The organism is Neisseria sp. 74A18 (assembly GCF_001308005.1).
Lineage (GTDB): Bacteria > Pseudomonadota > Gammaproteobacteria > Burkholderiales > Neisseriaceae > Neisseria > Neisseria dumasiana.
On record NZ_LGZA01000036.1, the window covers coordinates 1 to 11,968 of the forward strand.

An 11,968-nucleotide genomic window follows, 5' to 3' on the forward strand; every position below is an offset into this window, starting at 1 on the left:
GAGACAGAATAGTATTAAATAATGAATTTATTAACTTTCTGAAAGAAAATCATAATGAAAAATTGGTTAATGATTATTTTGTCTCTACTCTCTTTGGGGGCTCATTCAAATGGAAAATTAACTATTCCTGACTTGGAGAAAACGGATTTAATCTTACAAAAAATCTCTAAAGAAACCCAGTTGCCTCAAGATAGATTAAATATTTCTTGGGCTGAAAATGGAACAGCTATCGTTTCTTTTATCCATAATATTGAAGATATAGAAACCCGTGGCTTAATTGACTTTGACGGAAAATGGTTGTTGACCCCGACCGATATGGTAATAAGAGAATATAAACATTTGAGTTATTTCTTTTATTACAGCAAATTGCATAATCTAATCATAAAAACTGAGCGTACGGTCAATGGGAAGACTTGTTACGGTATTTTAGATTTGAAAGGAAGGGAGTTATTTTCGCCACAGTTTGCAAGTATCAGCGTTGAGGATGATGATTTGCCGTTGATCGAAGTTGAAGATTGTCAGACTGGAAAGATACATAGAGTTTCATTGCCAAATTCTGAGTCTAAATGATTAGTAACTATCTGTATTTTATATAAATCTATGCTTGTGTGTGGAGTGTGTGCCTTTGGCACGCACGCGTTGTTTGCTTATCTGAACCAAAACCGCGTGCGTGGCTTTGCGCCACACACCCTACTGATGTATTGATGAAGCCTTGAAAAGAAAAAAGGCCGTCTGAAAATAAACCACTCCCTAAACTCGGGGCAATTCATTTTCAGACGGCCTTATCACATCTCAACGATTTAAAACGCTATGACCGTATCCGTTATAAACAGGCTTGCTCGTTGGCAAGTTGCTGCTCGATGGTTTCGCGGCGGCGGATGAGTTTGGCTTCTGCGCCGTTTACCAATACTTCGGTGGCGCGGTTGCGGGTGTTGTAGTTGCTGGTCATGCTGCTGCCGTATGCGCCGGTGTTGCGGATGACGAGTAGCAAGCGTAGATAGGATACTTGCATCCGACCTACTGCCGTTTATATCTCCATCAAGCCCAACTCCAAGTGTCATTTCCGTGCCATACGCACACGCCGTTAGCATCTCAACTCCCCAAGCCGTCTGAAATATTCTGTTCAGACGGCCTATTGTTGTTCAAGCCGAATTATCCGGTTATGGTGGCGGTTTCATTCTTCAAACCTACATTTACATACATTGTGGGTATAATTCTCCCTATTTTTCCATCGCATTACTTGCCATTCATGAAAGCTTGTTTTTACTGCGCCCTGCTTGCGCCGGGCTTAACCGCCTTTCCCGCCCATGCCGTTACCTATATCTGTAAAGATGGTGGGCGGGCGGTTTATTCGTCTGAAAAAATCAACAGCAGCTGCAATCCTTCCAAAATGGACGGCGGCAATCTTGCTGCTCCGCCCAACGATACCGAAGAGCAAACGGTTCCTTCGGATGCGGGAGCGGCACCGAAAACGGAGCAGAACCAAATCGAAACGATTTGGCCTGTTGAAAAAACCGATGCTTACGATGATATTAAAATCGACCCGAATGCGCCTGTTACTTCGGTAACGAACACGGCCGATGCCGCCAATCCTTCTATGGAAATCAAGCTGCGAAATCAAAAGGCCAAAGCGGCGCGCAGGCCGGTGATTGTTGTGCCGAAAGTGACTACTGCGCCGGCGCAACAGCAGATGTCGCGCCATCAGATTCTGCAAAACGAAATCCGCTCCGAGCAAACGGCGTTAACCCGTGCTCAGGCTCAGTTGGCGGTAGCGCGCAAAAAAGGGGAGCAGGCCAAAATCGCCCGTTTGGAACGCGATATCCGCGACCGTGAGGCGAGCATCCGCGCGATGAAAGCGGAGATGAAACGCTGAATATCCGTAGCGGGCAGGGCGGTTAAGCTGAACGAACAGATTAAAAAAGGCTTTTTTCATGTGGCGTTAAAGAAGTATGAGATTTTTGCGGGCGCAGACTATCCAATGCAAGGCTAAGCGGGCGGGCGGCGCACAATACAGAAATATGCCGCAGATAGGCAAAGCCTCGCCTATTTCAGACGGCCTGCTTATATGTAGGGCGGGCATCTTTGCCCGCCCTACATGCCGTTATGTGTCGCCCGATTGCCATTTGTCTGCCGCTGCATATTTCATCGTGTGAATAAAGGCGGGTGGGGATATGCCTGCCCTGCAATGTTTATCGGATTTCTTTTCAGACGGCCTTATTGTGTTTCTTTATAATATCAGCCTTCCAACCTTAATACAGGCCGTCTGAAATGTCTCAAACCATCACGGGGTGGCTGAATCGCTGCCCGCTGCCCAAACTCGAAGCGCGGATGCTGTTGCAACACTGCACCGGCCTGACCCGCGCCCAGTTGGTTACGCGCGGAAGCGATGTGCTGGATGCCTCAACCCTACAAACATTGGATGCGCTTGCCGAACGCCGCTGCAAGGGCGAGCCGATGGCTTATATTTTAGGCAGCCGCGAGTTTTACGGCCGTTTGTTTCATGTTAACCCGCATGTGCTGATTCCCCGCCCCGAAACCGAGCATTTGGTCGAGGCCGTGCTGGAGTATCTGCCGCAGGGCGGAAAGGTGTGGGATTTGGGCACCGGCAGCGGCGCAATTGCCGTTACTGTGGCATTGGAAAGGCCGGATGCTGCCGTGCGCGCTTCCGATATCAGCCCGCAGGCACTGAACACCGCCGAACACAATGCGCGAAGGCTGGGGGCGGACATCGAATGGGCCGTCGGCTCGTGGTTTGAAGCGGGCAGGTCGTCTGAATACCATGCTTACGATATTGTGGTTTCCAATCCGCCCTACATCGAAGCGGAAGACCGGCATTTGCATCAAGGCGATTTGCGTTTCGAGCCGCAAACCGCGCTTACCGATTTTTCAGACGGCCTCAGCTGTATCCGCATTTTGGCGGCAGGCGCAGGCATGTATCTGAAACCGGGCGGCATGTTAATGATAGAGCACGGTTACGATCAGGGCGCGGCAGTAAGAGCGATATTTGAACAAAACGGCTTTGAGTCGGTTGAAACCCGCCAAGATTTGGCAGGGCTGGACAGGCTCACACTGGGGCGCATCGGATATCTTTCCAAGCATGATGAATAAAATCCAGATGTCATCACAACCTTTTGATAAATAATTAATAAAAATGATGGTTTGTGGATAGGTTTGTTATAATCGCGGCGATTGTGCTTGAACAATCGGTAGTTTCCGCTCAACAAACCTTAATAACATAGGAAGATAACGATGAATTGGTATTTGGAAGTATTAAAGAAATATGCGGTTTTTAACGGACGTTCGCGCCGCCAAGAATACTGGATGTTCACCTTATTCAACATTATTGCCTCTATTATTTTTTCAACTTTAGACAGCTTGCTGGGCACCAATATCTTTGCATGGCTGTACACGCTGGCAGTGCTTCTGCCCAGCATCGGCGTCAGTATCCGCCGCCTGCACGACATCGGCCGCAGCGGTTGGTGGCTGCTGCTGAGCTTCATTCCCGTTATCGGCGCCATCGTATTGATCTACTGGGCCTGCCAAGACAGCCAACCGGGCACCAACGAATACGGCCCCAATCCCAAAGGCGTGGCTTAATTCTGTTTCGGCAATACAGGCCGTCTGAAAAAAGCACCGCATGCAGCACTGGAAATAAAGTGTTGCATGCGGTGCTTTTTTCAGACGGCCTATACCTTTGCCAATCGCCATTTGCGGCGCATTTCTGTGTTGTATGTTGCCCGCTGGCTTGGCTATACAAAGGTATTAGGTTTCGGCCTGAAATGCAGGCCGTTGTTGAGCAGCCTAAATCGTACTCTTATGGGCTACGCGCACATGGGTGCTGTAATTATTGCCTTCTTCGTCGTATTGCGGTTTAAACCCTTTCAAAATCACATCGATGTTGTGTTCTTTAGCGAAGATGTTGGCAAAATCCTCAATCAGCTCCAATACGTCGCTGGCAATGTATGAGGAACGCTCGGCATTAATCGTGATTTTTGAATGCGGGCGCACGTTTTTCAGGGTTTTCTTAATCGCCGCTTTGTTGAGAAACGATACTTCCTCGGCTAAATCGAGCGTTATTTCGTCGGCATTGGCCAGCTCTTCGCGGTTGAGGTAGTAGGCCCGTTTCATATTGGCCTGCAAGATAAAGAATACGCTGATGGCCAAACCGATGCCCACGCCTTTAAGCAGGTCTAGTGAAACCACAGCAATCATGGTGGCCATAAAGGGGATAAACTGATACAGCCCTTTGTGCCAGAAATGCATGATGGTGGCGGGTTTGGCCAGCTTGTAGCCTACCAGCAGCAGCACGGCGGCCAGTGTGGCGAGCGGGATTTTATTCAGCAATACCGGAATCAGCAGCACGCATACCAGCAATAAAAGGCCGTGGATGATGGTAGAGAGTTTATGCGTCGCACCTGCGCCTGCATTGGCCGAAGAGCGCACGATCACCGAAGTCATGGGCAGGCCGCCGATGAGCGAGCAGGCGATGTTGCCTATGCCTTGTGCGCGTAATTCTTGGTTGGTATCGGTAATGCGGCGGCGCACGTCCAAGCGGTCGGAAGCTTCAATACATAAGAGCGTTTCGATAGAGGCAACGATGGCGATGGTGATGCCGGTAATCCATACATAGCTGTTGCCGAAGCCCGAAAAATCGGGAAAGGTAATCAGATTGGCAAAGTCTTCGGCGGTTTGGGGAATGGGCAGCTGAACCAACTGACCGGCGGGAATAGCCAAACTGCTGCCTGCGGCAATAAAGGCTTCGTTCATGGCGATACCGGCGGCAACGGCGATCAAGGCTGCGGGCAGCACTTTGATGTTTTTCAGAGCGGGAACTTTGTCCCAGCCGATGAGAATGAACATTGAAACGGCGGCAACGATGAGTGAGCCGGTGTGGATGTGGTTGAACATATCCAAGCCCAAGCTGCTTGTGCCGCTTCCGAAAGCATAGGGCAGCTGTTTGGCGATAATAATGATGCCGATGCCGGCAAGCATGCCTTCGATGACCGATGCGGGAATATATTCGGCGATACTGCCTGCGCGTAAAAAGCCTAAGGCAAGCTGGAAAATACCGGCCACCAAAGCGGCGCACAGAAACAGTTCAAACGAGCCGAGCTGGGTAACGGCAGCCAAAATAATGGCCGCCAAGCCTGCGGCGGGGCCGGAAACGCTGATATGGGATGTGCTCAAAAAACCGACGACGATGCCGCCGACAATGCCGGAAATAATCCCCGATAAGGGAGGCGCGCCCGAAGCCAAGGCAATACCGAGACACAAGGGCAGAGCCACAAGAAATACAACCAAACCGGCAGCAAAATTCGATTTGAACAGGCCGCCGATACCTTGTTGTTGAAGATGATTCATTTAATTAATACTCCTGATGTGTGCGGCGGCGGTTAACCGTTGGCTACTTTTTTGGTGTTGGGCAATTCTGCATTGACTGCCCATTTGGAATCGGTAAGGTCGTAGATTTTGTGGATGTCGTTCACAATCGAAGTCAAATCGATGCTCAAATCTTTCAGACGGCCTGTACGCAGATCAAACACCCAGCCGTGCACGGTAGGCAGCCCGCCTTCGGCATAACGTTCCTGCACGCAAGGCATTTTGATGACGTTGAGACATTGCTCTTGAATATTCAACTCAACCAAGCGGTCGTAGCGTTCGTCTTCGTTTTCAATCTGATCCAACTCTTCCTGATGGATACGGTACACATCGCGGATGCTTCGCAGCCACGGGTTCATCAGGCCGTAGTCTTGCGGCAGCATGGCGGCACGCACGCCGCCGCAGTTATAGTGACCGCAAACGATAATGTGCTTTACTTTGAGATGGGTAACGGCGTATTGGATGGCGGAAGAAGCATTTAAGTCGATGCCGTTTACCAGGTTGGCTACGTTGCGGTGCACGAAAACCTTGCCCGGGTCCAAACCCATCAGTTCTTCTGCGGCCACGCGGCTGTCGGAACAGCCGATATAGAGATATTCCGGCATTTGGGTTTCGGCCAGTTTTTCAAAATATCGGGGATCTTGCTGTTTCTTTTTATCGGCCCAGCGTTTGTTGTTTTCAAAAATAACTTGATAAGAAGATGTGTCGATCATGTCATACCTCTCTTGTGTGTGTGGTGTTAAAAAATACAGCTTGAAATCATCTCGACAGCCTTGCCGTTTCGTTTGCAGCATATTGTTGCTGCTTGTATGACGGCTATCAGATAAAAATTATCGATTATTCTAATAAAGCTACTTTATTGGATTGAATAAAATGCTTTATGAAAATAAATTACTTTTATTGTGTGGAGCAGAGTTTGTTGCAGAAGGCGGGTTAAAGCACGTCTGCAGCCCTAATATGACTTTGCGATTTTTAATATTTTTTATTTCGAGATTGAACGGCGTAGCCGAATCATTGATTTATTTGCCATCTAGGCATTTTTTTATATTTTTTTCAGGAGAGATAAGACGGATTGGAAACGGAAGAAAAATACCCGTTACCGATAGGGAGGGGATTCTAGAGGAAAAAATTTAGCCGAAAATTAGCAGTTTGAAAATTAATTTCAATCATTGTTTAACAAATGAAAAAAAGTTACGGAGAGTGTAGAAAGCTAGGATGAGTGGTTGTTCGTATAAACCGGGCGGTTGGCAGGAGAAACGGAAATGCTGTCGTAGGGAAGATATATAGTCGGCTAACTTAATTTTTACTGCGGTGTTGATACGCCTCAGCTCAAGTTTTACGGCATCCGAATCCAATATCTCAACCGCCGCTTTTGTGAACAAAGAGCATTGCCGGCACAGGGAGAGGTTTACAAAGGTTGCAGGCCGTCTGAAAAATAAGGCAGCCACATTTCATCGGTTGGTGCGGTAATGTCGAAATCTTCGCCTTGATAGTTGAAGCGCAGATTTAGGGCGTGAAGAAACAGGCGCGGAGCCGGCGTACCGCCGTACAGGGTGTCGCCCAAAATCGGGCTGCCTATGCTTTTGAGCGCAACGCGGAGTTGGTGTGTGCGGCCGGTTTGCGGGTGCAGTTCAAACAGCCTGATACCGGGCACGGCACTGCGGCTGCAAAAATCGGTAACGGCGGGGTGATCGTTTGAACGGGTGAGTTTCCATGTGCCGCGTCGGGATTTTTCCATACCGCCTTTAATGCGGCCTTGCTTTTTTAGCGGCTTGCGGTCACTTAGGGCGATATAGGTTTTGTGCATTTTGCGTTCGGCAAACTGCCGTGCCAGCACCGATGCGGCAGCTTCTTTTAAAGCCAGCAGCAGCACGCCGCTGGTGGGTTTGTCCAAGCGGTGCGTCAACCAAACGCGTTCTACATTCAGTTGTGCGGCCAGTTGGCGGGTGAGGCCGTCTGAATCTTGATCCTGATGTACAGACATATCGGCCGGTTTGTTGATGGCGATAAAATCGGAATGGCGGAATAAAACGGAAAACATGGCTGACTGCGGCTACTGTAAAGCAATGCCGCCGCCAAGCAGGGTTAAGACGCCGAGTATACAGAAAGCGGCAGATGCACCCATGCGCAAGATTTGGGCGGGGATGCGTTTGATTAAGGCTTCTCCGAAATAAACGATCGGCACGTTGGCGAGCAACAGGCCGAGTACGCTGCCGGTGATTACCCAAAACATTTCTTGGTATTTCACCGCCATCACTATGGTGGCAACTTGTGTTTTATCGCCGATTTCGGCAATGAAAAACAAAATGGCGGTGGCTCCGAATGCGCCGTATTTCAGCCAGCGTTCGTTTAAAGCATTTATTTTGCCGGGCAGAAGCAGCCATAAGCCCATCACGATAAAACTCAGGCCGACGATCCATTTGACTGTTTGGGGAGAAAGGGTTTGAGCAAGCCAAATGCCCAAAACGGTAGATAAAATATGATTCAGCAGCGTGGCCATGAATATGCCCGCCACAACAGCGTTTTTCTGGGAAAAACGCGAAGCAAGCAACAAGGCCAGCAGTTGTGTTTTGTCGCCGATTTCGGTGGCGGCTATGCTGAAAGTAGATGAAACAAACGCTTCCATAAATCCCATATTCAACCCGTGCGGAGCATTCGGCAATGCAGTAACGGCCGCATAGCGCAAATAAATTTAACTTGCCGGGGCGTTGCTGCGCCTTAGCAAGTTAAGTTCATTTGACATAACGCCTGTTTGCCCGCTTTGGGCGGTGTGTGTGTTGATGTGTAAACAGTATTTGCTGTGCTGCAAAATTATAATAATTGAGAGTATGCGCTGCGTCCGGCTCGGAGTGCCGTATGCAAAAATCATTTCTTGATGCGCATAAAGATAAAAAAATATGCAAAAAAGAAATGTGTTGCGGCTTGGGGAAATACGGTCGGCTGCGCGCAAAACCGATGATTATAGGGCGGTTTGACAGGGAAGACAATCCGCCCTCATGTTTTTCAGACGGCCCCGTTATCGGGGTGTGCTTTTTTGGCGAACAGTTGTTTTTCTGCCCAATATACCAACAGCAATACCGGCACGCCCATCAAGGCGGTTAGGGTGAAAAAGCCCGGGTAGCCGATGCTGTCGACCATTGCACCGGAATAACCGCCCAGCGTTTTGGGCAGCAGCGTCATCAGCGAGCTGAAAATAGCGTATTGAACGGCGGTGAAACGGATATCGGTAAGTGCCGATAAAAATGCCACAAACACCGCACCGGCCAATCCTGCGGCGAGATTGTCGAAGCCGACCGCCAAATACATAAATACCACATCATGCCCGCGGTAGGCCAAAGCCACAAACATCAGATTGGTAAGTGCGGCAAGCACCGCACCGGCCATCATCATTTTCATCAATGGGAATTTTTGTGCCAAAAAACCGCCCAAAAAACCGCCCGCTACCGCCATGAACACACCGAATGTTTTAACTGCGGCGGCAATTTCTTCTTTGCTGAAGCCCATGTCTTGGTAAAACACATTGGAAATCACACCGGCTACGATATCCGAAATACGGTACACCCCGATTAATGCCAGCAGCAGCAAGGCCGATTTTCCGTAGCGTTGGAAAAAATCCGTTACCGGGTGTACCCAAGTATCTACCGCCAACTGTTTCGGCACCAAACAGCTTTTTACGGTAACGGTGCCGACGGCTAGAGCCGCCAGTGTTGATGTGAGCAGCCTGAATGCTTCAATCAGCAGGCTCGACAACGGGCTGCCGCCTTTCGGCATTACCGTGCCCAGCTGGGAGAATGCCGCCACAAATGCCGCCACCGACAGCACAAACAGCAACAGCAGGCGCAAATTGTCGGCAGCGGGGCGGGAAGCCGTGTGCCGTGCCGACGATTCAGGCTCGCGTATCAACAGTGTGGTTAACACGCCCACACCCATAACGGCTGCCATAATCAAATAGGTTTGCTGCCATGCCGAATATACATAAGCCTGCTCGTGCGAACCGAGCCGTGCGGCCAAAAACAAAGCTCCCGCGCCGGCCACAATCATGCCCAGCCGATAGCCTGCATTATAAGTTGCTGCGGTTACCGACTGCATGGCTGTGTCGTCTCCCGCTATTTCGATACGGTAGGCGTCGATGACCACGTCTTGTGTGGCCGAAGAAAAGCCGAGCAACACTGCCGCCACCGCCATTACCGTTAACGCTGCCGAACCTACCGGGTTCACCATGGCCATCCAGCAGATGGCGGCGATGATCATCAACTGTGCCAACAGCAGCCAGCCGCGCCGTTTGCCCAAACCGCGGGTTAACAGCGGCAGAGGAAGCGAATCAATTAAAGGCGCCCACACGAATTTAAACGAATAAGCCAAAGCCGCCCAACTGAACATGGTAACCGTATTGCGTTCCACACCCGCTTCACGCAACCAAAGCGACAGGCTCGAAAAAATCAGCAGCAGCGGCATGCCGGCCGAAAAGCCGAGAAAAAACATTGTGATTGCACGGCGGTCGGTATATGCACTTGCGGCCGAGAGCCAGCTTTTTGAAGAAATCTGCGTCATATATACATTCAAACCGCATGGCTGCGGCTTTGGAAAAAAGAAAAACGTATTGTAGCAACGAAGTAAAGGTGCCGTCTGAAAAACTGAAACCTTTGCAAACCCCCATTTGCGGCGCATTTGTGCGTTGTGTGTTGCCGCATTTTGAACGGCATCCGCATTCGGGGGCGAAGGTCTCCAAACGGTTCAGACGGCCTCGATTGGATGTTGGCGGATTGAGAGAAATTCCGAACCGTGCTTACAGGCAGGCTTGCTCGTTGGCGAGCTGTTGTTCGACGGTTTCGCGGCGGCGGACGAGTTTGGCTTCCGAGCCGTTGACCAGCACTTCGGCGGCGCGGTTGCGGGTATTGTAGTTGCCGGCCATGCTGCTGGCGTAAGCACCGGCACTGCGCACGGCCAGCAGGTCGCCGGCCGCACATGCCAGCGTGCGGTTTTTGCCGAGAAAATCGCCGGTTTCGCACACCGGGCCGACGACATCGGCCGTGAACGGTGCTTCGTTGCCGGGTTCGACCGCCTCGATATGGTGGTAGGCTTCGTAAAGGGCAGGCCGCATAAGATCGTTCATGGCGGCATCGACGATGACGAAATTCTTTTCTTCGCCTTGTTTGACAAATTCGACACGGGTCAGCAGCGTGCCTGCGTTGCCGACCAAGCTGCGGCCGGGTTCGAGTATCAGTTTGAGCGGGCGGCCGTTCATGAGTTTGCCGACGGCTTCTGCATAGGCTTTTAAGTCGGGGACGGTTTCGTTGTCGTACACAATGCCTACGCCGCCGCCCAAATCGATGTGTTCGAGCGTGATGCCTTCTTCGGAGAGCCGGTCAACCAGCAGCAAAATGCGTTCGCAGGCTTCGACAAGCGGGCTTAAATCGGTGAGTTGCGAACCGATGTGGCAGTCGATGCCGACGATTTTCAGACGGCCTAATCCTGCGGCATAACGGTAAGCTGCCAAAGCATCGGCATAGGCAATGCCGAACTTGTTGGATTTGAGGCCGGTGGAAATATAAGGATGCGTTTTGGCATCGACATCGGGGTTGATGCGCAGCGAAACGGGGGCGGTTTTGCCCAAGCGTTCGGCTACGGCCTGAATGCGGTCGAGTTCGGGCAGGCTTTCTACATTGAAGCACAATACGCCGGCATTCAATGCAAATTCGATTTCGGCTTCACTTTTGCCCACGCCCGAAAAAATGGTTTTGCCGGCATCGCCGCCGGCAGCCAGTACGCGGGCGAGTTCGCCGCCGGATACGATGTCGAAGCCGCTGCCGAGCGAGGCGAAATGTTTGAGTATGCTCAGGTTGCCGTTGGCTTTGACGGCGTAGCAGATCAGCGGGCGCAGCGTTGAAAAGGCTTCGGTGTAGGCTTGGAAGGCTTCGGTGAGTGCCGATTGGCTGTATACATAAAGAGGGGTGCCGAATTCATCGGCCAAGCGGGTAAGCGGAATGTTTTCGCAGTGTAGGGTCATGATTATTGTGTGGGAGCGGTAGATTCTTTAGTTTCAAATTGCAGGCCGGTCTGTATCACGCCGAAGCGGGCTTTGTCGCCTTCTTTGGGCAGGTATAAATCACCTTTGTAGCCGCAGCCGCCGAGAAATAGGGCGGCCGACAACAAAAACAGGGCTGGTTTCATGATAATTCTTTCATCGCACGGGCGAATGTGGCAAGATTCGGTATCTTAAACAAAAACGCGCCAATGCACAAAGCCATCATGACAGAAAGCGAATTTTTACAGCATTCCGATGCTTTATTTACCCATATAGAAGATCAAATCGACGAAGGCGGCTGGGATTTCGACTGCCGTCTGAACGGTAATGTGCTCACCATCGAAGCCGATGACGGCACACAGATTATCGTAAACCGCCACACCCCCAATCAGGAACTGTGGATCGCGGCGAAAAGCGGCGGTTATCATTTTTCCGAACAAGGCGGGCAATGGGTGGCTACGCGCGACGGCAGCGAATTTTTTGCCGTGCTCAATCAGGCGTTAACTGCCGCCGCCGGCGAGGATGTCAGCATCGAGGCTTACCGCTGATTTAAATGCTGATATG

12 protein-coding genes and 1 pseudogene are annotated in these 11,968 nt (G+C 50.7%); 5 read left to right on the top strand and 8 right to left on the bottom strand.

Features of this window, described 5'->3' with window-relative positions; all coding sequences use genetic code 11:
• The first annotated feature begins 54 nt into the window (after positions 1 to 54).
• A complete protein-coding gene (locus AKG43_RS10185; RefSeq protein ID WP_054600452.1) occupies positions 55 to 570 on the top strand; it encodes a hypothetical protein in 516 nt (171 codons plus the stop codon).
• A gap of 253 nt (positions 571 to 823) precedes the next feature.
• On the opposite strand, the pseudogene AKG43_RS10190 reads toward AKG43_RS10185, so the two are convergent.
• Positions 824 to 988 (bottom strand): annotated as a pseudogene (locus AKG43_RS10190) (diaminopimelate decarboxylase); the annotation flags it as partial.
• A gap of 261 nt (positions 989 to 1,249) precedes the next feature.
• On the opposite strand from AKG43_RS10190, the gene AKG43_RS12835 reads away from it, so the two are divergent.
• The 3 genes from AKG43_RS12835 (at position 1,250) to AKG43_RS10205 (ending at position 3,597) form a co-directional block, all read left to right on the top strand.
• Entirely contained in the window at positions 1,250 to 1,873 is a 624-nt protein-coding gene (locus tag AKG43_RS12835) for a hypothetical protein (RefSeq protein WP_156300657.1), read from the top strand.
• 395 nt (positions 1,874 to 2,268) lie between these two features.
• On the top strand, positions 2,269 to 3,108 hold the full coding sequence (prmC, locus tag AKG43_RS10200; RefSeq protein WP_054600455.1) for a peptide chain release factor N(5)-glutamine methyltransferase: 840 nt from the start codon (positions 2,269 to 2,271) through the stop codon (positions 3,106 to 3,108).
• A 141-nt stretch (positions 3,109 to 3,249) separates the two neighbouring features.
• Entirely contained in the window at positions 3,250 to 3,597 is a 348-nt protein-coding gene (locus AKG43_RS10205; RefSeq protein WP_054600456.1) for a DUF805 domain-containing protein, read from the top strand.
• 204 nt (positions 3,598 to 3,801) lie between these two features.
• Here the strand turns inward: AKG43_RS10205 and AKG43_RS10210 are convergent, their stop codons facing one another.
• The 7 genes from AKG43_RS10210 to AKG43_RS12505 form a co-directional block, all read right to left on the bottom strand.
• Positions 3,802 to 5,361, bottom strand: a complete 1,560-nt coding sequence (locus tag AKG43_RS10210) for a SulP family inorganic anion transporter (protein WP_054600457.1) — start codon at positions 5,359 to 5,361, stop codon at positions 3,802 to 3,804.
• A gap of 32 nt (positions 5,362 to 5,393) precedes the next feature.
• Positions 5,394 to 6,092 (bottom strand): carbonic anhydrase, encoded by a 699-nt coding sequence (locus tag AKG43_RS10215; protein ID WP_054600458.1) that lies wholly within the window; start codon positions 6,090 to 6,092, stop codon positions 5,394 to 5,396.
• A gap of 695 nt (positions 6,093 to 6,787) precedes the next feature.
• Complete coding sequence (locus AKG43_RS10220) at positions 6,788 to 7,420, bottom strand: TIGR01621 family pseudouridine synthase (protein ID WP_054600459.1); 633 nt, start codon at positions 7,418 to 7,420, stop codon at positions 6,788 to 6,790.
• A gap of 12 nt (positions 7,421 to 7,432) precedes the next feature.
• The gene (locus AKG43_RS10225) at positions 7,433 to 8,005 is read right to left on the bottom strand and encodes a TMEM165/GDT1 family protein (protein WP_054600475.1); all 573 of its coding nucleotides are present in this window, start codon (positions 8,003 to 8,005) and stop codon (positions 7,433 to 7,435) included.
• 377 nt (positions 8,006 to 8,382) lie between these two features.
• On the bottom strand, positions 8,383 to 9,861 hold the full coding sequence (locus AKG43_RS10230; protein ID WP_231718154.1) for an MFS transporter: 1,479 nt from the start codon (positions 9,859 to 9,861) through the stop codon (positions 8,383 to 8,385).
• A 304-nt stretch (positions 9,862 to 10,165) separates the two neighbouring features.
• Positions 10,166 to 11,386 carry a diaminopimelate decarboxylase gene (gene lysA / locus AKG43_RS10235; protein ID WP_054600461.1) on the bottom strand — a complete coding sequence of 407 codons (1,221 nt, stop codon included), beginning with the start codon at positions 11,384 to 11,386 and terminating at the stop codon, positions 10,166 to 10,168.
• Positions 11,387 to 11,388: 2 nt separating this feature from the next.
• A complete protein-coding gene (locus AKG43_RS12505; protein ID WP_082403061.1) occupies positions 11,389 to 11,550 on the bottom strand; it encodes a lipoprotein in 162 nt (53 codons plus the stop codon).
• A gap of 75 nt (positions 11,551 to 11,625) precedes the next feature.
• Between AKG43_RS12505 and cyaY the strand changes: the two genes are divergently transcribed.
• The gene (gene cyaY / locus AKG43_RS10240; protein ID WP_054600476.1) at positions 11,626 to 11,952 is read left to right on the top strand and encodes an iron donor protein CyaY; all 327 of its coding nucleotides are present in this window, start codon (positions 11,626 to 11,628) and stop codon (positions 11,950 to 11,952) included.
• Positions 11,953 to 11,968: the final 16 nt, after the last annotated feature.